Annotated in this window: 21 protein-coding genes; 11 read left to right on the top strand and 10 right to left on the bottom strand. The window is 69.3% G+C overall.

The window, feature by feature from the left end; all coding sequences use genetic code 11:
- Nucleotides 1-294: 294 nt before the first annotated feature.
- From IT306_02080 to IT306_02055, 6 genes are all read right to left on the bottom strand, one after another.
- Entirely contained in the window at nt 295-993 is a 699-nt protein-coding gene (locus tag IT306_02080) for a class I SAM-dependent methyltransferase (protein ID MCC7367179.1), read from the bottom strand.
- Nucleotides 986-1,159, bottom strand: coding sequence for a hypothetical protein (locus IT306_02075; GenBank protein MCC7367178.1), 174 nt, complete (start codon nt 1,157-1,159; stop codon nt 986-988). Before IT306_02075 ends, IT306_02080 begins: the two co-directional genes overlap by 8 nt.
- Before the next feature lie 288 nt (nt 1,160-1,447).
- A complete protein-coding gene (locus IT306_02070) occupies nt 1,448-3,154 on the bottom strand; it encodes an SH3 domain-containing protein (protein MCC7367177.1) in 1,707 nt (568 codons plus the stop codon).
- Nucleotides 3,155-3,313: 159 nt separating this feature from the next.
- Complete coding sequence (locus IT306_02065; GenBank protein ID MCC7367176.1) at nt 3,314-3,631, bottom strand: hypothetical protein; 318 nt, start codon at nt 3,629-3,631, stop codon at nt 3,314-3,316.
- Between the two features lie 264 nt (nt 3,632-3,895).
- The gene (locus tag IT306_02060; protein MCC7367175.1) at nt 3,896-4,708 is read right to left on the bottom strand and encodes a sugar phosphate isomerase/epimerase; all 813 of its coding nucleotides are present in this window, start codon (nt 4,706-4,708) and stop codon (nt 3,896-3,898) included.
- Between the two features lie 679 nt (nt 4,709-5,387).
- The gene (locus IT306_02055) at nt 5,388-6,059 is read right to left on the bottom strand and encodes a response regulator transcription factor (GenBank protein ID MCC7367174.1); all 672 of its coding nucleotides are present in this window, start codon (nt 6,057-6,059) and stop codon (nt 5,388-5,390) included.
- Between the two features lie 261 nt (nt 6,060-6,320).
- On the opposite strand from IT306_02055, the gene IT306_02050 reads away from it, so the two are divergent.
- The 6 genes from IT306_02050 (at nt 6,321) to IT306_02025 (ending at nt 13,388) form a co-directional block, all read left to right on the top strand.
- A complete protein-coding gene (locus IT306_02050; protein MCC7367173.1) occupies nt 6,321-7,208 on the top strand; it encodes a GntR family transcriptional regulator in 888 nt (295 codons plus the stop codon).
- A 235-nt stretch (nt 7,209-7,443) separates the two neighbouring features.
- A complete protein-coding gene (locus tag IT306_02045; GenBank protein MCC7367172.1) occupies nt 7,444-8,964 on the top strand; it encodes an extracellular solute-binding protein in 1,521 nt (506 codons plus the stop codon).
- Nucleotides 8,965-9,033: 69 nt separating this feature from the next.
- Nucleotides 9,034-9,930 (top strand): sugar ABC transporter permease, encoded by an 897-nt coding sequence (locus IT306_02040; protein MCC7367171.1) that lies wholly within the window; start codon nt 9,034-9,036, stop codon nt 9,928-9,930.
- Nucleotides 9,927-10,856, top strand: coding sequence for a carbohydrate ABC transporter permease (locus IT306_02035; protein ID MCC7367170.1), 930 nt, complete (start codon nt 9,927-9,929; stop codon nt 10,854-10,856). Before IT306_02040 ends, IT306_02035 begins: the two co-directional genes overlap by 4 nt.
- Before the next feature lie 85 nt (nt 10,857-10,941).
- Nucleotides 10,942-12,105, top strand: coding sequence for an enolase (locus IT306_02030; protein MCC7367169.1), 1,164 nt, complete (start codon nt 10,942-10,944; stop codon nt 12,103-12,105).
- 410 nt (nt 12,106-12,515) lie between these two features.
- On the top strand, nt 12,516-13,388 hold the full coding sequence (locus tag IT306_02025) for a dihydrodipicolinate synthase family protein (GenBank protein MCC7367168.1): 873 nt from the start codon (nt 12,516-12,518) through the stop codon (nt 13,386-13,388).
- Nucleotides 13,389-13,818: 430 nt separating this feature from the next.
- Here the strand turns inward: IT306_02025 and IT306_02020 are convergent, their stop codons facing one another.
- Nucleotides 13,819-14,757 carry an LLM class flavin-dependent oxidoreductase gene (locus IT306_02020; protein ID MCC7367167.1) on the bottom strand — a complete coding sequence of 313 codons (939 nt, stop codon included), beginning with the start codon at nt 14,755-14,757 and terminating at the stop codon, nt 13,819-13,821.
- Between the two features lie 236 nt (nt 14,758-14,993).
- Between IT306_02020 and IT306_02015 the strand changes: the two genes are divergently transcribed.
- The 4 genes from IT306_02015 to IT306_02000 all read left to right on the top strand — a co-directional run bounded on the left by IT306_02015 (nt 14,994) and on the right by IT306_02000 (nt 18,881).
- Nucleotides 14,994-16,190, top strand: coding sequence for a L,D-transpeptidase family protein (locus tag IT306_02015; GenBank protein MCC7367166.1), 1,197 nt, complete (start codon nt 14,994-14,996; stop codon nt 16,188-16,190).
- A gap of 660 nt (nt 16,191-16,850) precedes the next feature.
- Nucleotides 16,851-18,140, top strand: a complete 1,290-nt coding sequence (locus IT306_02010; GenBank protein ID MCC7367165.1) for a cation:proton antiporter — start codon at nt 16,851-16,853, stop codon at nt 18,138-18,140.
- A 41-nt stretch (nt 18,141-18,181) separates the two neighbouring features.
- Entirely contained in the window at nt 18,182-18,610 is a 429-nt protein-coding gene (locus IT306_02005; protein ID MCC7367164.1) for a hypothetical protein, read from the top strand.
- The gene (locus tag IT306_02000) at nt 18,594-18,881 is read left to right on the top strand and encodes an HPr family phosphocarrier protein (GenBank protein MCC7367163.1); all 288 of its coding nucleotides are present in this window, start codon (nt 18,594-18,596) and stop codon (nt 18,879-18,881) included. The genes IT306_02005 and IT306_02000 overlap by 17 nt, the downstream gene beginning before the upstream one ends.
- 343 nt (nt 18,882-19,224) lie before the next feature.
- Here IT306_02000 and IT306_01995 read toward each other — a convergent pair whose 3' ends face one another.
- The 3 genes from IT306_01995 to IT306_01985 all read right to left on the bottom strand — a co-directional run bounded on the left by IT306_01995 (nt 19,225) and on the right by IT306_01985 (nt 22,344).
- Complete coding sequence (locus IT306_01995) at nt 19,225-19,854, bottom strand: DAK2 domain-containing protein (GenBank protein ID MCC7367162.1); 630 nt, start codon at nt 19,852-19,854, stop codon at nt 19,225-19,227.
- 183 nt (nt 19,855-20,037) lie between these two features.
- On the bottom strand, nt 20,038-21,039 hold the full coding sequence (dhaK, locus tag IT306_01990; protein MCC7367161.1) for a dihydroxyacetone kinase subunit DhaK: 1,002 nt from the start codon (nt 21,037-21,039) through the stop codon (nt 20,038-20,040).
- 252 nt (nt 21,040-21,291) lie between these two features.
- On the bottom strand, nt 21,292-22,344 hold the full coding sequence (locus IT306_01985) for a pyridoxal-phosphate dependent enzyme (protein ID MCC7367160.1): 1,053 nt from the start codon (nt 22,342-22,344) through the stop codon (nt 21,292-21,294).
- A 246-nt stretch (nt 22,345-22,590) separates the two neighbouring features.
- Here IT306_01985 and IT306_01980 point away from each other — a divergent pair, with 246 nt between their 5' ends.
- Nucleotides 22,591-24,579 carry a hypothetical protein gene (locus IT306_01980; GenBank protein ID MCC7367159.1) on the top strand — a complete coding sequence of 663 codons (1,989 nt, stop codon included), beginning with the start codon at nt 22,591-22,593 and terminating at the stop codon, nt 24,577-24,579.
- Nucleotides 24,580-24,826: the final 247 nt, after the last annotated feature.

The raw sequence follows: 24,826 nt of genomic DNA, 5'->3' as shown, positions 1-24,826 counted from the left end.
AAGGTCAGCCAGGTGAACGCGCCGAGCACGACGGCGATCACCAACAATCCAATCAGCATGTAGGCCACGTCTGGACCTCCCAGGGTTCAGCAGAGCACGAGGCTCTACCACAAGAGACGCGCCAGCAGGGCCGATGGATCCATTTTCTGTCAGCTCGGCGCCCCTCCTGCTGGCGTCGTCCCCCCTGTCAACACGCCGCCCCCAAACGGGTCAGGCAGCATGCTGCCTGACGCTGACCGCGTCGGTGCGGATGGATGGTACGAAAGGACGGCGCGGCGTGTACGGGGGAGGATTTCAGGAGGTCGGGCGGCGCACCCGCAGCAGCGTGATCTCGGCCTGGTGAGCGCGCGGCGGCATGATCTCGCTGCTGACCACCTGGAGACCGTGGCGCTCGGCCAGGGCCGGGAACGGCCCGGCCTGTGGCCGGCCGGGATCGCCGATCCAGGCCTCGGCGTCCGGCTTCAGGTGGCTGGCCAGGAAGGCGGCCACGGCCGGCGCGTTGCGCTGCTCGTAGAGCACGTCCGCGCCGAGGATCAGGTCGAACGGCCCCATCGGCGGCGGGTTGCGCCAGTCTCCCACCAGGAACTCGAAGCGCGATAGTGGGACCGGCTGGCGGGCAGCGCTGTGCTGGGCGATCTCCAGGGCGCGCGGCTCCCAGTCGAAGAAGGTGACGTGCGCGCCCAGGTGAGCCGCCGCGAAGCCGCACGGCCCCAGCCCGCACCCGAGATCGAGCACCTGGAGACCGTCGAGCCGTGGACCTTCCAGCACCCGGGAGACCAGCGAATCCGCCGAGGCCCAGACCATCGCGAAGTACGGCATCCGCTCGTCGGTCCGCTCGAACTCCTCCTGGGTCATCGCGTCGATGGTGGCATCGGGATCGGCCAGCACCCAGAGGCCGAACGCCGCCGGGGCGTCGCCACGGTCGGCCGGCGCTGGCAGCGTGTGCCAGCGCACGGCCAGCCCCGCGATTCGCACGCCGGACGTGTTACGCATCAGCCTGCTTCGAGCGGGCCGGCCCGCCGTTGCACGCGTCCAGCACTGTGACCGTCGCGCGCTGGTCTTCGTCTGCCAGGCCGGCGCCCATCGCCAGCGCGTGCAACTGGTAGGCCGCCGAGCCGAGCAGGCTCGGGATGCCCAGCGACGCGGCCAGCGCCGTCACCAGCCGCGCCGTGGATGATGCCGTCGATCATCCCAAGGCCGATGTAGCCGAGAGGCCGCGTCGCCTGGGCCATGTGTGCTCCAGTCGTGGGTCGTGGGTCGTGGGTCGTGCGTCGTGCGTCGTGGGTCGTGGGTCGTGGGTCGTGGGTCGTGGGAGCATACCTGCCGACGCGCGCGGGGAGAGCCGAACGGCGCAGGACGATTGCACGTTGGCCGGGTCGTGCAGCGTCGTCAGGGCTTGAAAGCCCCGCTCCACCGGCCCGCGAGCGGGCGGGCGACAATCCGCAGGCTACTCGTCGGCAGGCTCCAGCAGCTCGGCGGCGATCCACCCTTCGACACCGTCCTCAGCGCGGACCCGCCGCCAGCGTTGCTCGCCGCTGCCCTGCTCCGGCCCCAGCGCCTCGACCATGCTGCCGTCTGGCAGCACCGTGAGGGCATCAGAGGCCACCGATGGCGCGAGCCGCAGCCGAGCGCCCGCGCCATCGGTATTGGCAACCCGCAGCGCCTGGGCGACTGACGGGCGCGCGGCTGCTGGTGCGCCCCCTGACGGCGACGTGCCCGCCGACGCCTGAGCCGGGCCGGCCGCGGGAGTTGTGGCCTGCGCCGACTGCGCGGCGTTGGCCTGCGCCGCCGGCGGCTGTGCCCGAGCGGCCGGGTGCGGGGCCGCCGGCTGCCCGTCGGCGTCCAGCTCCCAGGTATCTCCCTCACGCTCGGAGGCGTGCGCGGATGCCGGCTGGCCGCCATCATCCTCGGGCGCAGCGGCCGTTCCCGGCTCCTCGAAGGGGGTCGTCCGCGCCACGTTGCCCATGGTGGCCACGTATTCGGGGGAGCCGGCCATCCGGGGCAGCTTTCGCAACAGCTCGTAGGTCGGGCTCTTGTAGACGAAGCGGTTCTTGCTGTCCAGCTCGAACATCCAGAACTCGTTGCGGTCCGGGTGCCAGAACAGCGGCGTCGCCGCCACGACTTTCGGATCGGCCATCCAGTCGCGGAACGCCTCGGCGTAAAACCGAGCGATCTCCATCTCGTCGCCGGTCTCCAGGTGGCCGGCCTCGGTGATCAGGACGGGCATCTCCCGGCCGATGCGGTCGAACTCGGCCTCGTAGGCGAGATGGGTGTAGCGCGCGCCCGGCCCGCCGGAGATGACGCGGTACGGGTTCGAGGCCCAGGCCGGCAGCCGCTCGAAGATGCTGGGCACGGCAGCGGCCATCTCGTCCAGGAACTCCAGCGCATCCTGCATCACCGGCAGCTGGGTACTGTTCGAGATGTCGAGCGCCCCGCTGACCACGTCGAACCGAGGCGTGTCCTGGAACACGTCGAGGAAGTGGGCGAGGTAACGGGCGTACCCGGCTGCATCGACCTCGTCGCCCCACTCGCGGCCGAGGTTCGGCTCGTTGCCGACGATGATCCAGGCGTGCCGCGAGGGCCAGGTTGCCCGCTCGAAGAAGGCGCGCCACTTCCTGGGCTCATCCCAGTCTGGTCGCGACCACGAGCCGTCCATGCCCTTGCTGCCGGGCGGCGAGTTGCCGGGCTTCGTGCTGCGGCTGAACGTCGTGGCGACCCGCACAATCGGCTGCACGTGGTGCTCGAAACAACGATCCAGGAACTGCTGGAAGTTGTACTCGGCGTTGCGGTCTTCGCGGTCCGCCACGGTCCAGACGACGGTGATGTAGCCCCAATCGCCGCCATTCGCGTTCACCACGTCCGAGGTGGCCCAGATGTAGATCGGCTGGTGGAGCCGCGCGACGTTCAGGCCGACGATGTTGTTCGGGATCGGCCCGCGCGCGAAGGTGGTCGGGAGCGGAGCGACCGGTTGGGGGAGTGGCTGGGCCGGCAACTCAGCAGGCGGGGCCGGCAACTCGGCAGGCTGGCCTGGTGGCTCGGCTGGTGCGTCATCTGGCGGAGCCGGCTGCGCGCGGGCGGCCGGCGTTCCCAGCGGCAGGAGCATCGGCGCGGCGGCCAGCCCGAGGAGCGCTTTCACCAGCTCACGACGCCGCATCCCTCACCCCCGACAGTCCGATGGTCCGGCCGGGATGCACAGCAACGGTCGTGCCCGGCGCGTCAGGACAGGCCGCATGCTGCCACACGCCCGGCGGCGCAGGGGCGATGATACCGTGCGTTCTGACAAGCCGTCAGCGATGCCGCCGCGAATGACGGTTCAGGCGGAGACGGGCACGGCCGCCGGCAGGCGCTCCCAGCCGCTCGCGCGGACATCGGCGGCATCGACATGGAGCAGCACGCCCGTGGGCTGCGTCTCGACGATCTCGCCAAACGGAATGTACAGATCGGGCAGGGCCGCGCGGCTCACCCGCAGCCAGAGGTCGCCATTCCCGCCAACCGCGTCGAAGGCTGCCATCATCGAGCTGCCAGCGCTCGCGTGGTCACCAGGGCATGCACACAGGATGTCCCGCGCGATCCCGATCTCGTAGTGATCGTGGGTGACCACGGGGACGTCGAGGTTGATGGGAATGCACATCTGGGTAGCCTTTCCAGCACCGTCCCAAGCGCGGGAGTGTACCTGGCCTTTACAAAAGCAACTCCCGTGCCAACCCACGGTCACGGTCTCCAGAGCCACTGAGCCCTGGCTGTGACGGAGTTGTAACGAGCGGTGCGGCGCCTGGTTCCGTCGAGTACGTGAGCTTCACTCATAAGAGTGTCCGGTGCGGGGCTGCGTCGGGCAGTTTGCCGCGCACGAGTGCGCGCAGCGGCCAGCGCTGGCCCCGCGGCGCGGCACGCAGCGTCAGTGGAACGCGGCCAGGCTGGCAGCGTACGCCTCGTCGGAGACGGTCTGCGGATCGCGGTCCCAGGCGGCCGGATTCGGCGCTTCGAAGCTGTACGGTCCGGTGTACCCCTTCGCCGTCAGGATGCGCTGGAACTCGGCCATCGGGACGACGCCCTGGCCGGGCTGGAGGCGGTTGAGCAGGCTGTCCGGGGTCGGCGGGCCAGCATCGGCCGGCACGTCGCTGTACTGGACGTAGACGATCTCGTCCAGGGTGAGCGTCTCGACCTCGGGGATGCCGTCGCCGCTGCGCTCGATGTGGTAGCAGTCCACGTCCAGGCCGACCGACGGATGCCCGGCCGCCGCCAGCAGCGCCTTGCCGCTCGCCAGGGTGCTGAACTGCTGGGCGATGCAGATCGGTTCCAGGGCCACCCGCACGCCGTACCGCCGGGCGATCTCGCCGATCTGGCGGACGCGCGCGGCAGCAGCCTGCAGATCGCCGGCCGGCACATCCACGGGTGACTGGACGACGCGGCAGTTGAGGGCGGCCGCCCGCCGGCAGGTCGCCTCGAAGATGTCGAAGAGCTGCTGGCGCTCCTCGCCCTCGGCGTACATCCAGCCGAGCCGCGCGCCGACAGCGGCCACCGGCAGGCCGCTCGCACGGACCAGCGCGATCACGTCGTCCTCGGACTGGCCGGCCTCGGCGGCGCGGACGAAGTCGATGTGCCGCAGCTCGACGGCCTGCCAGCCGGTCTGGCGGGCGATCTTCAGCACCGCGTCGAGCGGCGTCGAGTCCAGGCTCCAGGTGTGCAATGCAAGCGGCGGCGTCGCCACAGTTCCCCTCCCGATCTGGCTGCGGGAGTCTACCGCCCGCAGGGTGGACTTCGCCCGCGGGGTGGACTTCGCCCGCGGGGTGAAGCTCGCCCGCAGGGCAGGCACACAAAGACGCGCCGGGTGCGTGAAGCAACCCGACGCGTGCGAGGCCATAGCGTTACGCGGGAAAGATCAGCAGGGAAAACCGACGCAGAGCGCCTACGAAAGCTAGAGAGACTGCCCGGCCGCTCGAGTGAGCAGCCGGCAGCATGACGAGAGAGCCTGACGGGCGCCGCTGGCACGCTCTCGCGACCTCGGCCGCTGGCACGACCGACGCTTCCACGACCACAACGCTGGTGGCGGAGTGGACCGCGAGTGTCGTCGCGTTCCGCCGCGTCATGGCTGCACGGCGAACCCGATTGGGGGAGCGGCTCGCCGTCGTGCGCCCGCGACAATCATAGGGGCAGTCCGGCCGCATGTGTGTCGGGGGGCCTCCCCATCTCGCGGACGAGGTTTCCCCGACACGCTTGTGGGAAAAAACCCTACACGTGCGAGTTCTCAGTCAGCAGTTTGCAGTTGTCAGATGGGGTCACCCCGCTCTGTCATCCTTCGCTGCGCTCAGGATGACAACTGGCACGTGCGTGCTTTCACCGGCATACCCCTTACAGACCACAGATCACCGACAACTGAACACTTGTCGTCAGCCCTCTCCCGGCTGGAGCAGCCCTTTCCGCAGGGCGTACTTGACCAGCTCCGCCCGGTGGTGCAGGTTCAGCTTGTCCATCACCCGCTGCCGGTAGGTATCAACGGTCTTCGGGCTCAACACGAGACGGTCCGCGATCTCCTGGGCCGTGTACCCCTCGGCGGTCAGCTTCAACACCTCGCGCTCGCGCTCGGAGAGGGTCTGGTAGCTGTCGACCTCTTTCCCGGCCTTGACGCGGTCCAGGTAATCTTCGAGCAGCATCTTCTGGGCCGGCGGGTCGAGGAAGACCTCGCCACGGTGCACCGCGCGGATCGCCTCCAGCAGGTCGGTGTCGGCCTGGCTCTTGAGGACGTAGCCAGAGCCGCCCGCCTGCACCACCGGCAGCAGATACTGCTCCTCGGCGTGGACCGTCAGGATCAGGACGCGCGCACCCGTCTCCAGCTGGCTGATGCGGCGCGTCGCCTCCAGGCCGCTCATGCCCGGCATCGCGATGTCCATGACGACGACATCTGGCCGGAGGCGGGTCGTCTGCTCGACGGCCTCCAGGCCGTTGTTGGCCTCGCCAACCACCTCGAGGTCCGGCTCCGCGCCCAGCAGCAGCCGCAGGCCGCTCCGCAGGATCGGATGATCGTCCGCCAGGATGACGCGGATCGGGGCGCCTGTCGCCAGGACGTCAGTGGTCACCGTACACACTCTCCGGAGGAAGGCTAGCAGAACGGCCGGCCCTGGCAGAAGAAATGGTCGGGCCGGGCCGCTGTACCCCACCACGACGAGGCCCGCGCAACGCGGCCGGAAATGGCCCGAACAGGCCACTCGACAACCATGAGGACATCCCGTATCATGGCGAAGTGTCGATAGTCGACTTTCGACTATCGATGAGCGTTCGTCGAATATCGCATGCTGACTTCCTCCCGGAGCCTTCCACCCACCATGCTTATCTCTCAGCAGGCTCAGCCGGGCGTCAACGGGGGTGCGGACCCGCGTGCGGCCGGGCTGGCCCAGCCTTCCGGCGAGGTGGCGGTGGTGTCGATCGGCAACGGGGCACGGAGTGACACGGCGAAGCCGGTGTTCAGTCCGACACGGTCAGGAGTTCTTCGGCAGGAGGTGACACTCGCCATTGAGCAGGCGATCCTCCTGGGGGCCATCGCGCCGGGGCAGCGCCTCGTCGAGGCCGATGTTGCCAACCAGATGGGGATCAGCAAAGCGCCCGTGCGCGAGGCGCTCAGGAGCCTGGAGCAGCTTGGGCTGGTCGTCAACCGGCCGCGGCGCGGCACGTTCGTCACGCCCGTCACGGCGACGCTCGCCGGCGAGGCGTTCAGCCTGCGCGCCCTGCTGGAGACCTACGCCGCCCGGCTGGCCGTCCACACCGTCGAGGAGTCCCACCTGACGCGGATGCGCCAGTACCTGGAGCATGCCGCCGACGTCTGGGACGACTACCCCGCCCGCATCGACTACGACCTCAAGATGCACGATGTCATCTTCGAGCTGAGCGGCCACAAGCTGTTGCAGCAGGCGTGGGGCAACCTGCGCTCGCAGGTGCAGCTGCTCCTCACCGTCAGCGGGATTCTCCGCAGCGAGGAGTACGGCCGGGGACAGCCCCGCTCGATGGTCACCGTGCACGAGTCGATCATGACCGCCCTGCGCGAGCGTGACGCCGACCGGCTTGAGGCGGAGATCGTCGCCCACCTGGCCGAAGGCGAGCGCCGCCTGCGGCTGATGATGGATCCCCTCGGAAGCGAACCGTACGTCCGCCAGGAGCTGTTCACCCGTCGCACGGAGCGGAGCGACGAGACGACCGGGAGCGACGCCGCGCCGTAGCGGCGAGCAGCGCACAGATCCTCTCTCCACCCGCGCAGACCTCCGCCACGCGCCTCCCGCATCTCTCCCCCCACGACGTGCCAGACGGGGCAGCCCAGGCGTTGCCCTGCTGTCTGTCGGGCTGGCCGCGCCGCTGCTGCCCGGTCCGATCGCGGTGCAGCGCGGTCAATTCGGCGACCGTCCTGCACCGGCCGCGTAGGCCACAGTCACCCCATCTGGAGAGGGAGGCACGTCGATGGAGACTCGGACATCCCAGAAGACCGCTCGCCGCCTGACCACCCGCCGTCAGTTGCTGACCGGCGGCCTGTTCGTCGCCGGCGCGGCGCTGCTGACCGCCTGTGGCGGCGGCGCGCTGCCGCAGCCGAAGGCCGCCGAGCCGGCCGCCCCCGCGGCGCCGGCCAAGCCGGCCGAGGCCCCCAAGCCGGCCGCTGACGCCAAGCCGGCCGCCGGCCAGCCGGCGGCGCAGTCGAACGTCGCGCCGCCGACCGTCGTGGCGACGGCCACGCCGCAGCAGAGCGCTGCCGTCGCCACGGCAGACGGCCCGCTGGTGGTCTGGAAGTTCGGCGGATCCACCAGGGAGCTTGAGTACTTCCCGAAGCAGAACGAGGAGTTCATCAAGAGCTCGGGCGTCAAGCTGGAGTACTCGAACAACGACTGGGCGACCAAGCGCGAGAAGATGCTGGCCTCGTACCAGGCCAAGCGCACGGCCGACGTGCTGCTGATCGACGGCCAGAGCATCCCAGACCTCGCGGCGCTCGGGGCCATCGCCCCGTTCGAGGATCTCGACAAGAACCTGATGGAGAAGTGGAAGCCGCTTTTCATCCCCGAGATCTGGAACACCACCGTCTTCAACGGGAAGTTCTACGGCCCGAACCCGTACGTGGACATGGGCACGTTCCTGGTGTTCAACCGCAAGATCCTCCAGGACGAGGGCGTCAAGGCGCCGGAGACCTGGGAGGACGTCCGCGCGGCGGCGAAGAAGCTGACGAAGCCAGACCGGGCCGGCATCGCGATCTCGGCGACGGCCGCCACCAACGACGCCAACATCATCGAGGGCATCGCCTACCGCAACGGCGGTCGCTGGCTCGACGACAGCGGCAAGAAGGTGCTGATCGATCAGCCGGGCTTTGTGGATGCGCTCCAGCTGCTGGTCGACATCGTCAAGGATGGCTCGGTGCCGCAGGGCATCACCGAGACGGCGTTCAGCCAGGCGGCCACCCTCTTCTTCGAGCAGAAGGTGGCGATGTGGGTGTCGCTCTCCTACGCCCAGGTCTTCATCCAGTCCCAGAACCGCCCGGACGACTTCCCGATGGGCATGAAGGTCTTCCCGCCGCCGGCCAAGGTGACCGGGGCCGCGCCGCCCGCCTCCGCGATCATGACGCCGACGGCCGCGTTCACGGTCAGCACGCTCTGCCAGCAGCCGGCCAAGGCGCTCAAGTACGTGGACTTCTGGCAGCAGGCCTCGATCCAGGCCGGCTGGGATGGCTCGGTGATCCGGGGGCGGGTGCCGGCTCTCAAGGCGAACTGGGAGACCGAGACGTTCAAGAAGTACTACCCCGAGTGGTACGCCGAATATAAGGCCGGCAAGATGTTCGAGGGGGCGCTGCCCATGCCGGCCTTCCCGGGGCTGGTGGAGGCCGAGAAGGCGCTCTCGACGGCGATGCAGCAGGCGATCCTCGGGCAGATGTCGGCGAAGGACGCGCTGGCAGCGGCGGCCAAGCGCTCGCAGGGCATCCTCGACGAGTTCAACGGCTGACCACTCGGCGTCTGGGGCAGGCAGCGTCTGTGTCCGATCTGCCTTGCCCCTGGCGCTGCTGGAGGGAGCATGAAAGTCCTCGGGATGCGACGCGACGACCTCTTCGGCCTCGCGCTCGTCCTGCCGGCGATGGCCCTCGTCCTCTCGTTCATCGTCTACCCGGTGGGCGAGGTCATCCGCATGAGCTTCACCAACACCAACCTGCTGACCCGCCGCGCAGACTTCGTCGGGCTGCAGTCGTACCAGCGGGTGCTCGAAGACCCCCTCTTCCTGATGGTGCTCAAGAACACCGCCATCTGGGTCTTCCTCGGGACGGCCCTCGCGCTGATCCTGGGGCTGGCCATCGGCTACTTCATCAGCTTTGACTGGGGGATCAACCGGCTGCTGCGGGCTGGCATCCTGATCCCCTGGATTCTGCCGGTGGTGGTCGCCGTGGCGGCATGGCGCTGGATGTACCACGCCGAGATGGGCGTCCTGAACGATCTGCTCAAGAAGGCCGGGCTGATCGAGAAGGGGATCTCCTGGCTGGGGGATCCAGCCCTGGTGATGTACGCGCTCTCGGCCATCGCGACGTGGCGGCACCTGCCGTTCGCCGCGCTGATCGTCTCGGCGGCGATCCAGGGCATCCCGAACGGGCTGCTGGAGGCTGCCACCATCGACGGCGCGAACGGCTGGCAGAAGTTCCGCTACATCATCATGCCCCACCTCGCCTACCCGCTGGTGGTCATCGGCGTCATGAACCTGATCTGGAACATGAACGACCTGACGACGGTCTGGGGCTCGACGCGCGGCGGCCCGGCCAACTCCAGCGAGATCCTCTCGACCTTCATCTACTCGATGGGGTTCAACTCGTTCCGGTTCGGGCTCTCCTCGGCGCTCTCGGTGATCAACTTCGTGATCCTGCTCGGGCTGAGCGTGGCGTATCTGGTCATCCTGCGCGGCGCGTGGCGCATGGAGGAGCGATGAGCCAGATCGCGCTCGACACCGGCGCGCGGCCGGCCCCGCTGCCGCGCGCCCGCCTGACCTGGAGACGCCAGCAGCTGCTTCAGCGGATCGTCGTGACGGTGCTCGGCCTGCTGATCTTCATCGTCCTGACGTTCCCGTTCCTGTGGCTGCTCTTGACCTCGGTCAAGACGGACGTGGACTCCTGGGCGATCCCGCCGCAGTACATCCCCCTGCATCCCACCCTGGAGAAGTACCAGGCGCTGCTGGCCGGGGCGGCCGGCGCGGCGACCACCCGCGAGCTGCAGTACTGGTACCTGTACGTGCTCAACAGCCTGTACGTGGCGATCATCCCGGCGGTCCTCTCGACAGCCATCGGGACGCTGGCCGGCTACGGGTTCGCGCGGTTCAAGTTCCCAGGCGCCTCGACGATGCTGACCCTGCTGCTGGTCGGGCAGATGTTCCCGGGTCCGTCACTGTTCGTGCCGATCTACTTCCTGGTCAACCAGCTTGGCTTGCAGGACAGCCACACGGCGCTGCTGATTATCTACACGGCGTTCCACGTGCCGGCCGCCACCTGGCTGGCGAGCGGCTTCATCCGGACCATCCCCCGGGAGCTTGAGGAGGCTGCGCGCATCGACGGCTGCACGCTGTTCCAGACGCTGCTGTTCATCGTGATCCCGCTGGCGCGCATCGGCATCGTGACGGTGGCGATCCTGGCGTTCATGGCGCTCTGGGGCGAGTACGGCTTCGCCTCGATCATCCTCGAGACGCAGACGAAGTACACGGCTACCATAGGGCTGGTGCGCCAGATGAACGAGCTGACGACGGCGTTCAACACCATCGGCGCGGCCGCCACGATGATGGGCGTACCGCTGCTGGTCGTGTTGATGCTGATCCAGCGTCACTTCGTGCGCGGGCTGACGGCCGGCGCGGTGAAGGACGTGTAGACCAACGCTACGATGAAATCTCCATGCCACGTCTCCGAGCGCGTCAACGGCCACCGAACCTGGAGCCCAAAGAAGGGAATCCTCAGTGAAGATCACGGACATTCAGATCGTGCCGTTCCACTGGAAGGTGGACCGGTACCGCCACGGCAAGGCCTATCCGAAGACGGAAGTCTTGCAGACCGTCGTCAAGATCCTGACCGACGAGGGCGTCGAGGGGTACTACTTCGGCGGCGGTGCACACGGCGATGAGGAGGGGCTGCACGAGCACTCGCGACAGTTCATCATGAACCGGGTCAAGCCGATGCTGGTGGGCCAGGACCCGCTGGACCGTGAGAAGTTCTGGAAGTGGCTCTGGGTGATGAACGCGCCCGAGCACGTCGTCGGCGTCATCGACATGGCGCTGTGGGACCTGGCCGGGCGGGCGGCCGGCGTGGCCGTCCACAAGCTGCTGGGCGGGGCGCGCGAGCGGATTCGCGCCTACGCCAGCACCTATCCCAACATGGGCCAGCCGGACAACTACGCCGAGCATGCCCTGGAGATGAAGAGGCAGGGGTACACGGCGTACAAGATCCACCCGTACTACTTCTGGAACCCGGCCACCGGCGAGTCAGTGCCGGGGCGGCCGTCGCACACGGACTGGGACATCAAGGTCTGCGAGCTGGTCCGCGAGGCCGTCGGCGACGACATGGTGCTGATGTATGACCCGTGGGGCACGTACCACACGGTGGAAGAGGCGCTGAAGGTCGGAAAGGCGCTGGAGCGGCTCAACTTCTACTGGTACGAGCACCCGATGCCCGAGTACCGGGTCGAGTCCTACGTGCGGCTGGCGCGCGAGCTGACGATCCCGATTCTCTCGCCGGAGATCACCGAGGGGAACGTCTTCACGCGGGCCGACTGGATCATCCGCGGTGCGTCCGACATGAGCCGGATGGACTGCAACCGTGGCGGGATCACGGCGGCAAAGAAGACGGCCATCGTCTGCGAGGCGTACGGCGTGAAGTGCGAGATTCACATGAGTGGCTGGGCGAACCTCCAGATGCTCGGCTCGGTCAGCGAGGACACCTGCGAATACTATGAGAAGGGGCTGGTAGCCCCGGGCGTGGACTACGATGCCACGCCGCCGTACCTGCGCGAGGCCCCCGACCCGCTGGAGCCAGACGGGTACGTGACCATCCCGACGAAGCCGGGGCTGGGCTACGACATCATCTGGGAGTACATCGAGGAGCACCGGGCCAAGGCGGGGTCGTAGGTCGTGGATCGTGGATCGTGGATCGTGGATCGTGGATCGTGGATCGTGGATCGTGGGAGTGTAGAGCCTGACTGGCGACGCAGTCGTTTCGTAAGCATGCAACATATCATGTCATCCTGAGCGCAGCGAAGGATCTCACCCGCTGACCGTCAAGGTTGGGAGATCCTTCACGTCGCTCGCAAGCTCGCTCGTTCAGGCTGACATACGCTTTGCTGACCGCTGACGTTGACGTTGACGGTCAGCGGGTGAGATCCTTCGCTGCGCTCAGGATGACAATTGCATCTTGCATGATTGCACTGAGAGTGCCCACGCCCCACGCCCCACGCCCCACGCCCCACGCCCCACGGCCCACGGCCCACGACCCACGACCCACGACCCACGACCCACGACCTGCCACCGACGGAGGTACCATGCAGGGGATCTACCCGATCCTGCTGACGCCTTTCGACGACGAAGGGCGCATTGACGACGAGAGCCTGCTCGCCGAGGTTGACTTCAACGTCAACGCGGGAGTCCACGGACTGGGGCTGGCGCTCGGCAGCGAGTTCCTGAAGCTGACCGAGGGCGAGCGCCAGCACGTCACGAAACTGGTGGTCGATCACGTGCGGGGGCGCGTCCCCGTCGTGGTCAACACCGGCGCGCAGTCGAACGTGGTGGCCGCGCTCTACAGCCGGCAGGCTCAGGATCTCGGCGCGTCGGCGGTGATGTGCATGCCGCCGTCGATGGGCGTCTCCGGCTCGGAGATGCGCTCCTACTTCAAGGCGATCTCAGACGCTGTGACGGTGCCGGTCTTTATCCAGGACACGACCTACGTCACCGTCCCAGCCGGGGTGATTCGGCAGATCGCCGAGGAGAGCGAGCACGTCCGCTACGCCAAGGTCGAGAGTGCGCCGAACCCGCTGCGGGTTGAGGAGTGCGTGCAGCAGGCCGGGCGGCTGGTGACGGTCTTCGGCGGCTCGGCGGGGACGTACTTCCTGGAAGAGCTGCGGCGGGGGAGCGTCGGCACGATGCCGTGGCCGTCCACGCCGGAGGTCTTCGTCAAGATCTGGGACCAGTGGCAGGCTGGTGACAAGGCCGGGGCGCAGGACACGTTCGAGCGGTCGTTGCTGCCGGTCCTGCGGGTCTCCTCGACGGGGCTGCGCATGGGCCATGCCATCAATAAGGAGATCCTAAGGCGGCGCGGCATCTTCAAGACGGCCCACGTGCGCGCGCCATCCGACCCGCTGGACGCCCTGGCTCAGCGGGAGCTGACGGAGACGTTGGAGCGCGTCGGGATCGTTTGAGGGGTGGTGTTTCAGAGTCCTGCATGCGAGCAGGCATGGCATCCTGAACGGAACGACCCGTTCGGCAGGCGCAGGGCAGGGCTTGCGACTTCCTACCCCGTCATCCCGAGCGGAACGAGCTTGCGAGTGGAGTCGAGGGATCTTCTTCGTTCAACACGTCTTCCGTCTTCTACGAGAGGAAGATCCCTCAACTTCGCTCGTTCCTCGCTGCGGTCGGGATGACGGGCGTGATGTGCTCGTTCCTCGCCGCAGTCGGGATGACGGGCGTGGTGTGCTCGTTCCTAGATGTCCTGAACATCGGCTCCGGGACGCCCAGCGAACCACGATCCACGACCCACGGCCCGCGCCCCACGACCCACCCCTGAAACCCGAAACCCAGAACCCGAGACCCAGAACCCGACACCCAGAACCCGACACCCCGCCGACGATCCTACAGCTTGTGCGCCTTCTCCACGATGGGCGCCAGTTGCTCGATGGCCTTGAGCGTCCACGGGTGCATCCAGAACGTGAAGTGCTTGATGCCGAGCGCCGCGTAGGCCGCCAGCTTGTCCACGATCTCGTCGGTCGAGCCGCGCATGATGATGGCCGGCGGGCCGCCGGGCACGTCGTCCGCGCCCTCCATCGCCAGCGAGCAGCCGGACGTCCGCAGGAGCGTTGACGGATCGCGGCCGGCCTTGCGGCAGGCGTCGTCCACGATGGCGAAGAGGTCTTCGGCCGCCTTCGTGTCGTCGAGGTTGAGGAGCATGTCGGTGTTGTAGGCGTCGGCGTACTTCGCCACCAGGCCGAGCATGCGCGGCTTGCGCGCCCCGATCCAGATCGGCAGGCCCGTCTTCGCGCGGGGGCCGCGCGGCGTCAAGAAGGCGTCGTCCGTCTCGTAGAACTCGCCCTTGAAGGTGACGTTCTCGCCCTTGAGCAGCGGCACGATGATCTGAAGCGCCTCGTCGAAGCGGCTCACCCGGCGGTCGAACGGGAAGCCGTACGCGCGATACTCCGGCTCGTGCCAGCCGGCCCCCAGCCCGAGCAGCACCCGGCCGTTGCTGACCTCGTCCAGGGTGTCGGCGATCTTCGCCAGCAGGGCGGGGTTGCGGAAGCTGGTGCAGGCGACGAGCGGCAGCAGCGTGACCTTCTTCGTGATGGCGGCGATGGCCGTCAGGAGGGTGAAGACCTCCCAGGTGCCGCGCGTCTCGCCGGCGGGCAGATGCACCACGGGCGGCGCATGGCGGAAGAGCAGATGGTCGGGCGCGCCCAGGGTGTCCACGCCGATGTCCTCGGCCAGCAGCGCCATCTCGCGCAGGGTCTCCCAACGGTGGGCGTTGATGGCGCCGTTGCCGCCATTGTTCCCGCTCCGGATCATCAGTCCGATCTGCATCAGGCTCGGTGCCCCCTTCTCGCGGTGTCATCCTGCGCTGGTGAACGCCAGCAGGCGGGATGATAGCCGGGTGTCGGGGGGCAGAGGCCGGAGCAACTGCGCGGCCGGCCCGTCCGCGTTCTACGCGCGTCAGCGTTTCCAGAACAGCACGTCGCTCGTTAAAATGCGCGGTGGGCAGTCGGCCGGGCGTCTGGCTGAGGCGCGCCGTGTGACTGTCGCGGTTTCCGGGAGGATCGATGCTCGACGGCTCATCATCAATCAGGCGGCTTTCGCGCCGTGGCGCGCTGCGGCTGCTGGCAGTTACGCCGGCGGCGATGCTGGTCTCGTTGGGCAGCATCAGCGTCGCGCTGGCACAGTCGAGCAGCGAGACGGAGGCGGAGCCCGAGCCATCGGCGACGCCTACGCGCAGCACCGGCTCCGGGAATGGCAGCGGCTCGACGCGCAACAACCGCTTCAGCCCGACAGCCACCCCCGGCGCCAGCCCGCAGCCATCCCCATCTGGCGCACCGGTGGCGGGCGCGCCCGCCACCGGTGCGCCAGCCGCGGCCCCGCCCCCGCCGGGGTCGTCGCCGGCCTCGCCGCCGGTGGCGCAGGATGGCCTGGGCTGGGTCCAGAATCACACGCCGACCGAGCTGTGGTCTGGCCCTGACGACCGGGCGGTCAGCTTTGGGACGGCTCCAGCCTTCAGCTACTTCCGCGTGCTGAACCCGCAGGACGGCTCGCGGATCCGGGTCCGCAACCCGCTCACGAATGGCATCGCCTACGTCAACGCGAAGGATGTCGGCCCGAGCGGCGATCCGCCAGAGTGGTACCTGGCCCAGAAGAACCAGACGGCGATGCCGGCCCGCATCGTCGGCGGCGCGAACATCCGCAGCACGCCGGGCGTCACGGACGGCAACATCGTCGGGAAGGCCGGCCACAACGAGGGCGTGACGGTCCTGGGCGAGGTCAAAGGCTCCGATGGCGACATGTGGTATCGCATCGGGCAGCAGCAGTTCGTCCACGGCTCGCTGGTGCGTGTGCCGAGCACGTTCCCGCCACACCCCGGCAAGCTGATCGTGGCCGAGCTGTCGGACCCGTGCATCGTGACGGCGTACGAGGACGGCAAGCCGGTCTACTCGACGCTGTCGCTCAAGGGCACCGCCAGCTGGGCGACGCCGACCGGGTTCTTCACCATCTTGCGGCGCGTCCAGAACGAGATCATGAGCTCTGAGGGGCTGGGCATCCCACGGGACGCGCCGGGCGGCTACTACCTGAAGGATGTGCTGTTCACGCAGTACTTCACCAACGACGGCTCTTCGATTCACTACAACTACTGGTCGGGCAACTGGGGATACTCGGGCAGCCACGGGTGCCTCGGGATGAGCTACGACGACTCGCTCTGGTTCTGGGAGTGGGCGGAGGTCGGCACGCCGCTGGTGATCCAGGAGTAGCGCGCGCTTCCAGCGGCCAGCGGACGGCGGTCAGCAGCACGAGTATGTCGGTGAAAGCACGCAACACCCCATTGTCATCCTGAGCGCAGCGAAGGACCTCACCCGCTGACGCGAGCGTTGACGGTCAGCGGGTGAGATCCTTCGTTACGCTCGCAGGCTCGCTTCACTCAGGATGACAGAGGAGGGGGGCCCGTCGGTCACCATTGCATCAGGATGACAGAGGAGGGGTGCCCGTCGGTCACCATTGCATGACGACTGCAGGGCGATTGCATGTTGAGCGCGTCGTGCAGGGTGGTCGGGGCTTGAAAGCCCCGCCTACCATCCTGCAGTCGCTGCGCGACGCTCCAGTCGCACCGATCGACGCTGTTCCCGGCTACCGTCGCGCAGCGACGGCATGCGCGCAGGCAGGCGGGGGCTTCGCCCCGCCTGCGCGTCTCACCACGTTATGGGAACTCCAACGAACATGCAATCGCCCTGATAACGGCTGACGACTGACGCCTGCTGCTATACTCGTTGGGGAGGCTCTCAGGGAGTCTCGGGGTGGCCGCGTACCCCGTACCAGCGCGGCTCGGTGGAGACTGCTCAAGCAGTCTCTTTTTTGTTGCCCTGCGCTGTCGTCTGTCCGGACCTGGACTGCCATCTCTCAACGGGAGGCCGCCGATGCACGTTGCCGCCGCTGTCCTTGCCGATCTCTTCCTGATGTTCCTGGCTGCCAAGGCGATCGGCGCACTGTTCGAGCGCCTGGGCCAGCCGGCCGTCATCGGCGAGCTGCTGGCGGGCGTCGTGCTGGGGCCATATGCGCTCGGGTGGATCGGGACACCCTCCACCGACCTGATCCACGCCATGCACGACGAAGCCGCTGCTCACGAGGCGCTCAGCCTGATCTACGACGTGCTGGCCGAGCTGGGCGTGGTGGTGCTGCTGTTCCTGGTCGGGCTGGAGACGCGCCTGTCGGACATCCTGAAGGTCGGCGGGCGAGCGGGCGGCGTGGCTGTGGGCGGGGTGGTGCTGCCGTTCGTCCTCGGGTATGCGTACGTGGCGTTGCTCGGACACCCGACGGTCGAAGCGCTGTTCGTGGCGACGGCGATGGTGGCGACGAGCGTCGGGATCACGGCGCGGGTGCTGGCGGACCTGGGGCAGATCCAGTCCGACGAGGCCCGGATCATCCTCGGGGCGGCCGTCATCGACGACATCCTGGCGATGATCGTGCTGGCCGTCGTCTCGGCCATCGGGCAGACGGGCACGGTGTCGCTGGTGAGCATCGCCATCATCGCGTCCCAGGCTCTGGCGTTCACGGCGTTCGTCGCACTGGCCGGCCGCCAGGCGATCCGCCGTTGGAGCATCCACCTGGACCGGCTGCCGGTTCGGAACGCGCCGTTCGTCGTGGCCGTGCTGATGATGCTCGGGCTGGCCGCGCTCTCGGCGAGCATCGGGCTGGCCGCCATCATCGGCGCGTTCCTGGCCGGCATGGTGCTGGCCGAGGTCCGCGAGCAGTACGAGCTGGAGCACCGCGCCCTGCCGATCTACGAGCTGTTCGTGCCGTTGTTCTTCGTCATCACCGGCAGCAGGGTGGACTGGCGGCTGTTTCTCGACGCCAGCGTGCTGGGGCTGGCCCTCACGGTGACGGTCCTGGCGATCGTCGGGAAGGTACTCGGCTGCGGGCTGGGCGGCCTGGGCAAGGGCACGCGGTCGATGGCGATCATCGGGGTCGGGATGGCCCCGCGCGGCGAGGTCGGGCTGATCGTCGCGAACGTCGGGCAGTCGATTGGCGCGATCCCCGATGTCGTGTTCTCGACGGTCGTCATCATGAGCCTGCTGACGACGCTCGTCGTGCCGCCGGTCCTGACAGTCCTGTACGGCCGCAAGGCCCCTGATGAGACGGCGAGCCCAGACGGCACGCGGCCGGAGATCGACTACGCGGTGCCCGATGGCCGGTTGCCAGACCTGTAGGGTGTCCGCTGCCGTCGGCGTGGCAGGGTAGAATCCGCCCCATGCCACACGAATCTACCGCCGCTGCCACTTCGGCCACCGTCAGCCTGGTGCTGGTGTCGCACAGCGCCGCCCTCGTCGAGGGGCTGGCAGCATTGGTCGGGCAGATGGCCGGCCCATCTGTCACGATCTACGCCGTGGGCGGGGCGGTGGACGGCAGCCTCGGCTCGGACGGCGAGCGGGTGCTGGAGACGCTCCAGCAAGCTGCCCAGGGGGCCGGCGCAGTGGTACTGATGGATCTCGGCAGCTCGGTGCTGGCCGTCAAGGCGGCGCAAGAGGAGCTGTCGGCAGCGGAGCTGGCTCGGCTGGCGGTAGTCGATGGGCCGCTGGTCGAAGGGGCCGTGGCGGCGGGGGTGCTGGCCTCCATCGGCGCGAGCCTACCCGAGGTAGCGCAGGCGGCAAAGGAGGCGCGCGATGCCCGCAAGCTCTGATGATGGCGCGGTGGTGACGCAGACGGTCGTGCTGCCGGCCGACGTGGCGCTGCACGCCCGGCCGGCGGCAGAGGTCGTGCGGGCGGCCGCCGCGCTGGCCGCCCCGGTGACCATCGCGGCGAACGGCAAGCAGGCCAACGCAAAGAGCATTCTGGCCGTGCTGACCCTCGGCGCGACGGGCGGGACGACGTTGACGCTGAGTGCCAGCGGCCCGGCCGCCGCCGAATCGGTGGCGGCGCTGGCGGGGGTGATCGCCGGCCTCCGGGAGTAGCCTGAGGCATCACCCCGACGTACTCCCCCTCACCCCCAGCCCCCCTCTCTCAAGGAGTTCATGGGGGGACAGGTTCAACAGCATGACCAGAGAAACCGCGCGGCGGTGGAGCCGGGTCAGCCAGGGCGATTGCATGTTCGTCGGTGTTCCCATACCGTCGTGAAACGCGCAGTCGGGGGTTGAAACCCCCGCCTACAGTCATGCCGTCGCTGCGCGACGGACGCCGGGAACACCGTCGACGGGCGAGACGGTAGCGTCGCGCAGCGACTGCAGGATGGTAGGGGGGGCTTTCAAGCCCCGACGACGCTGCACGGCAAGCTCAACGTGCAATCGCCCTGCCGGGTCAGCCGGCCAGCGCGCTCAGGATCGTGGCCCAGGCCGTTGCGCCGGCGTCGCGGTTGCCACGGGCACGGTCCGCGATCCAGCCCGCGCGCCCGAGGACCGGCTCCATGTTGGCCGTGGCTGCCGCGCCCTCTTCGCCGGCCGCTGCCGCCTTCGTGAGCGCCACGGCGGCCGACTCGCCGGCCCCGGCCGCCTCGCGGGCCGCTGCCGCTGCCGGCACCAGCACGTCGATGGCCGTCCGCTGCCCGACATCCGCCTTGCCACGATCCTTCATACCCTGGGCGGCGGCTTCCAGCATCTCGGCAAGGTCGGCGGCCGTCAGGTCGGTCTTGCCGCGCGCCTTCGTGCCGGCCCGCAGCAGGGCGGTGGCCGTCAGCGTGCCCATCGTCGAGGGCGCGACCTTGCCGATCTGCATCGCCACCTGCGAGAGCAACTGGCCGGCATCCTCGGCTGGCGGATTCTCGATCAGCGGGCGGATCGCGCCGAACCCCGTCGCCATCGTGACGCCGAGGTCGCCGTCCCCAGCGATGGCGTCGAGGGCGCAGAGGTCGTCGCGGGCGGCTTCGAGTCGGTCGGCTACGCGGCCCAACGCCGCCCGTAGCCCGTCGAAGGTCAGAACGTCGTCGCTCATGGGTGATGCTCCAGGAGGCGGCAGGCGACTCATCAGTGCCGTGCCTGCGCCACGGACTGACGAGTCGCACGGCCCGCCAAGAGGCTGTCTCAGGCGGTCGGACCGTAGCACGGGGGCTTGCCCCCGCCTGTTCGGTCAGGAAACGGGCGGGGGACAAGCTCCCGCGCTACGGCGTGACGGGCCTTACGCTTGCAGGAAGAACGGCGAATCGGCGGGGGCGTCGATCAGCCGGGCCAGCTCGTCGTCCAGCTCCAGCATCGAGATCGAGGCCCCGGCCATCTCCAGCGAGGTGACGTACTCGCCGATGTACAGCCGGTGCACGCGGTGGCCGCGCTCGGCCAGCCGGGCATGGATGCGCCGGTAGACGATGTACAGCTCCTCCTTCGGCGTCGCGCCGAGCCCGTTCACCAGCAGGGCCACGTCGCTGCCCCTGGTCGGCTGCAAGTCCGCGAAGATGCGGTCCAGCAGGACGTCCGTGACCTCGTCGGCCGGGCGGATGGCCTCGCGGGAGACGCCGGGCTCGCCGTGGATGCCCATGCCGATCTCCATCTGGCCGGCTGGCACCTCGAAGTTCGGATGGCCGACCGTCGGCAGGGTACAGGGCGCGAGGGCCACGCCCATCGAGCGGGTGCGCGAGAACGCCTTCTCGACGGTCGCCTTGACGGTGGCGAGGTCCGCGCCGGCCTCGGCGGCGGCGCCGGCCACCTTGTAGCCGAAGAAGATGCCGGCGATGCCGCGTCGGGTGTTGGCTCGCTCGGGGGGCGCTGAGGCCACGTCATCCGCGCCCAGGACCGTCTCGACGGTGATGCCCTCGGCGGCGGCCATCTCGGCCGCGAAGTCGAAGTTCATCACGTCACCGCCGTAGTTGCCGTACAGGTACAGCACGCCAGCGCCGCCGTCAATCGCCTTGGTGACCGTCAGCATCTGGTCGGCGTTGGGCGATGCGAAGACGTTCCCGACCGCGCAGCCATCCGCCAGCCCACGCCCGACGTACCCCAGGAAGACTGGCAGGTGGCCGGACCCGCCGCCCGTGGCGATCCCGACCTTCCCGGCCCGGGGCGCATCGGCCCGCACGATGGCGCGCGGCTCGCCCTCGACCGCGCGCAGCCGGTCGGGGTGGGCCAACAGGATGCCTTCAAGCATCTCGTCGACGAAATTGGCGGGATCGTTGAGCAGTTTCTGCATGATGCACGCTCCCAGACGTCACGAGATGGCCTGTCCACGGCGCACAGCCGACGGTACGCTCCAGCGCGCACGGAAGCCTCGCCGAGATCGGGCGCGCACGACGGCCCTGGATCAAGCCGATCCCATCCCGGAGAGTGTATGCCGCTCGACCAGGAGCGGCCAGGGGACAGATGTCCCGAAGATTGTGCGACGACCGGCAGCGCGAATTGCGCCGCTCTCGCGCTGCCAGTCGCGAGCCGTATCTCAGGGGAGCTACGTCCCCAGGCTCTCCAGGATCTCGTCCTTGAAGGCGAAGATCGCTGGCAGGCCGCCGGTGTGGATGAACACGACCACGTCATCCTTGCCGAGCCGCCCGGTGCGGGCATGGTCGATCAGGCCGGCCATCGCCTTGCCGGTGTAGACCGGGTCGAGCAGCAGGCCCTCGGTCCGGGCCGCCAGCCGCATCGCTTCCAGCGCTTCCGGCGAAGGCACGCCGTAGTCAACGCCGACATAGTCGTCGTAGCTCTCGACGTCCGCCTCGGACAGCGGCACGTCCCACCCCAGCGCGCGGGCGGCATCGCGGGCGCCGGCCAGCGCGCCCGGCACACGGTCATCGCCCCGCCGCTGGGAGATCGCCACCGTCCGGAACGCCTGCCCCAGCAGCTTCCGCCCGAGCACCAACCCGGCGTGTCCCTTGTTCCCCGAGGTCATGTAGAGGTGCGTCGGCTGGACGCCGAGCGCCGCCGTCTGCTCCACCACTTCTAGCGTGCAGAGCAGGTACGCCAGCGCCGACCCGAGCGCGAACGCGCCGGCGTGATTCATGACGTAGGGCCGCTTGCCACGCTGGCGCTGCTCCTCCGCGACGTCGCGGAGGGTCTGGTCCATGACGGCGGGGTCGTCGGTCTCCAGCCAGCGCACGTCGGCCCCGAGGATGCGGTCCACCAGCGGATTGCCCTGCCACTGCCAGTCGCGGTCCGTGCGGAGGACGAGGATCGTCTGCATGCCGAGGATGTTGGCGGCGGCGGTCGTCTGCCGCGCCGAGTTCGACTGCGCCTCCAGCCCCGCGATGAAGACATCGGTCCCCATCTCGACGGCCTCGGCCATCCGGAATTCCAGGTTGCGGGTCTTGTTGCCGCCGAACGCCAGGCCGGTCAGGTCGTCACGCTTGATGAGCAGCCGCCCAAGGCCCAAGGCTTTCGCGAGGCGTGGGGCGTCCTGCATCGGCGTCGGCGTGAGCGCCAGCGGCACGCGCGGGAGCGTCGCCACGCGCCGGCGGATCTCGTCGGCGGTGACCGTCGTGGTCAGCGGTTCGAGTGTGACAGACAAGGCGTCCTCCCAGATGACGGAAGTACGTGCGACGCCCGCCCGAGCAGCCAGTCACCCCACATACCTGCCCTCATGTACCTGCCCCCATTGACGCTGCAGAATATCATTCCTGCCAGGCCCAACAAGACATGGGATGGCCTGCACGGTCGCCGTGCTGTCCCAGAAGCAGACCGGAGGGCGTTGCCCGCGAGGTCTGCCGTCACACACACGCGGACGTGCATACGGTAGTGGGAGCCTGATCGGGCGATGGCAGGCTGGCTGACAGGCTTCACGACGGGCCGCGCAGGGCGAGGCGGACTCGCCGCGCAACCACGCGGGCGCGGCACCAGACCACGCGGGCAGGCCGTCGTCCGCAGCGCGTGGGCCCCGACGCCCCGGCCGGCCCGTCCTCCCGGCCTGCAACGACGGAGCCGCCGACGGCTGGACGGGGTGGTCCCGGCCCTGGTGCTGCTCCTGCTGGCCTCGGCGAGCATCCTCGGGACGGCCTGGGCAGCCGCGTCGGTCGGGTCGGCGCGGGCGGGCGTCCTGCTGGTGACGCTGGCGCTCGTCGGCCTCTGCACGAGCGGCCTGCTGCTCACCTGGGCCACCCGCGCCGAGCGGCGGTTGGCGCGGCTCGCAGACGCCGAGCCAGCCGCTGGCGCCCGGCGCGTCGAGGGGCACGGCCGGGCCTTTGCCGGCTGGTTCGCGGCCCAGCAGCTGGGCTGGAGCACGCTCGGGCTGCTGCTGGCGAGCGCGCTCCTGCTCGCCACGCGCGGCCGGACGCCGGACCTGATGCTGGCGGCGGTCGGCGGCCTGCTGGCCGTAGCAGCCTGTGCGCTGGTTGGCGCAGGCTCTGCCCTGCAACCGCTCCTGAGCGGACAGGCGGCCTCACTGGCGATCTGCTGGCAGTCAGCCGTCCCGCACGGCGTCCGGCGGCTGGTGGCCCGCGCCGAGGCGATGCTGCTGCTCTCGACGCGGCTGGCGCAGGTCCGCACCTGGGACGCCGCGCAGCCTCAGCCGCTGTTGCGGAAGATCGTGCAGGTGCGCGAGGCGGCTCGGCTGGGGCGGGCGGGCTTCGTGCTGGATGTGCGGCGCGCGCCGGGCGTCGCGCTGGGGCGGGAGATCGGACAGCGAGCGGCGCTGTATGGCGCACTCTGGCTGCTCGGAACGCTCATCGCGCTGCTGGCATTGTGGCTGGGGCTGATCAGGCCGCTGGTGCCGGCACTGACCAGCCTGACCGGTACAGACCCGTTGACCACCGAGTCACGCCAGCCCCAGACGCCCACCCCGACGCCGCAGGTTGAGGGTGATGGTGGCTGCGGTGGAGGCAGCGGCCAGCAGGGGAGCGGCGAAGGCCAGGGGGCAGGCTCCGGGGCGGGCGGCAGCGGGGCCGGCCAGGGCGAAGGTGCAGGCGCGGCTCAGGGCCAGGGCAGTGGCAGCAGCCAGGGGGCCGGAGAGGGGCAGGGCGCGGGCAGTGGGAGCGCGGGCGGCCAGGGCCAGGGTGCAGGCAACGCCGGCCAGGGTCAAGGTGAAGCCAACGGGCAGGGCCAGGCAGCAGGACAACAGGGCCAGGGCCAGGGCCAACCAGGACCAGGAGACAGCCAGGGACAAGGCGACGGGCAAGGGCAAGGGCAAGGGCAAGGGCAGGGCCAGAGCCAGGGGGCGGAGGCATCCGGCAGCGCGGGCCAGCAGGCCGGGCAGGGGTCGGCTGGGGGCGGGCCGGATGGCGGGCAGCAGGACGGGTCGCAGGGCCAGGGGCAAGACGGCCAGGCCGGGTCTGGGGAGCAGCAGTCCCCAGCCCAGGCGCAAGCCGGCGGACAGCAGCCGGGGCAGGGCAGCGGCGGGGGGAGCAGCCCGCGGCAGGAACAGCCTTCAGGCGGCTCGTCCAGTGATGAGTCACGCCCCGGAGGCGGCGGGAGCGGCGGCAGCGACCAGGGTGGCCCCGGCACGACCCGCAACGGCGATCCGAACGCCCCGCCGACGCCGCCCGTCCTCGGCGCGCCGACGCCCGTGCAGGTTCCCTCAGCCCCCAGCACGGACGCCATCGTCTCGATTGACCTGCCGGCCATCGGGCCGGGCCAGCCATCCTCTGGCACGCCGCGGCCGGCCCCCGTCACGCCGGGGCCAGCCCAGGGCGGCCTGACCGGTCCGCAAGGCCCGAACGCCGGCGGCTCGACGACCCAGGGGACCAGAAGCCCTGGCCAGCCGCTGCCACCGTGGATCCAGTCGCTGCTGGAGGGGGGCGGCAGGCCGTGAGCGTTCAGACGAGGCCCTCACCCCCAGCCCCTCTCCCTGTGCGCGGGAGAGGGGGGACGCAAGAACTGAGCTGCCGTACCCACGCGACCAGGCATGAGTCGCAGTGACAAACCGCATTGATATGCCTCCCCTCTCCCGCGCACAGGGAGAGGGGCTGGGGGTGAGGGCGCTCTCGGCAGGCCGTGATGTCGCATCATTGGCGCAGCGCGGGAGCCATACCCTTGATGACGCACGGGAGATCACGCTG

This window comes from Chloroflexota bacterium (assembly GCA_020850535.1).
GTDB lineage: Bacteria > Chloroflexota > UBA6077 > UBA6077 > JACCZL01 > JADZEM01.
Note: the sequence above shows the minus strand (reverse complement) of the source record. Positions and strands in the feature narration are given on the sequence as shown.

What these genes read in the sequence shown, in the direction of transcription:
- IT306_02080 (MCC7367179.1), bottom strand. Translation starts at nt 993, where the DNA reads ATGCGTAACACGTCCGGCGTGCGAATCGCGGGGCTGGCCGTGCGCTGG.
- IT306_02070 (MCC7367177.1), bottom strand. Translation starts at nt 3,154, where the DNA reads ATGCGGCGTCGTGAGCTGGTGAAAGCGCTCCTCGGGCTGGCCGCCGCG.
- IT306_02065 (MCC7367176.1), bottom strand. Translation starts at nt 3,631, where the DNA reads ATGTGCATTCCCATCAACCTCGACGTCCCCGTGGTCACCCACGATCAC.
- IT306_02050 (MCC7367173.1), top strand. Translation starts at nt 6,321, where the DNA reads ATGCTTATCTCTCAGCAGGCTCAGCCGGGCGTCAACGGGGGTGCGGAC.
- IT306_02045 (MCC7367172.1), top strand. Translation starts at nt 7,444, where the DNA reads ATGGAGACTCGGACATCCCAGAAGACCGCTCGCCGCCTGACCACCCGC.
- IT306_02040 (MCC7367171.1), top strand. Translation starts at nt 9,034, where the DNA reads ATGAAAGTCCTCGGGATGCGACGCGACGACCTCTTCGGCCTCGCGCTC.
- IT306_02035 (MCC7367170.1), top strand. Translation starts at nt 9,927, where the DNA reads ATGAGCCAGATCGCGCTCGACACCGGCGCGCGGCCGGCCCCGCTGCCG.
- IT306_02025 (MCC7367168.1), top strand. Translation starts at nt 12,516, where the DNA reads ATGCAGGGGATCTACCCGATCCTGCTGACGCCTTTCGACGACGAAGGG.
- IT306_02020 (MCC7367167.1), bottom strand. Translation starts at nt 14,757, where the DNA reads ATGCAGATCGGACTGATGATCCGGAGCGGGAACAATGGCGGCAACGGC.
- IT306_02015 (MCC7367166.1), top strand. Translation starts at nt 14,994, where the DNA reads ATGCTCGACGGCTCATCATCAATCAGGCGGCTTTCGCGCCGTGGCGCG.
- IT306_02010 (MCC7367165.1), top strand. Translation starts at nt 16,851, where the DNA reads ATGCACGTTGCCGCCGCTGTCCTTGCCGATCTCTTCCTGATGTTCCTG.
- IT306_02005 (MCC7367164.1), top strand. Translation starts at nt 18,182, where the DNA reads ATGCCACACGAATCTACCGCCGCTGCCACTTCGGCCACCGTCAGCCTG.
- IT306_02000 (MCC7367163.1), top strand. Translation starts at nt 18,594, where the DNA reads ATGCCCGCAAGCTCTGATGATGGCGCGGTGGTGACGCAGACGGTCGTG.
- IT306_01995 (MCC7367162.1), bottom strand. Translation starts at nt 19,854, where the DNA reads ATGAGCGACGACGTTCTGACCTTCGACGGGCTACGGGCGGCGTTGGGC.
- dhaK (MCC7367161.1), bottom strand. Translation starts at nt 21,039, where the DNA reads ATGCAGAAACTGCTCAACGATCCCGCCAATTTCGTCGACGAGATGCTT.
- IT306_01980 (MCC7367159.1), top strand. Translation starts at nt 22,591, where the DNA reads ATGGCAGGCTGGCTGACAGGCTTCACGACGGGCCGCGCAGGGCGAGGC.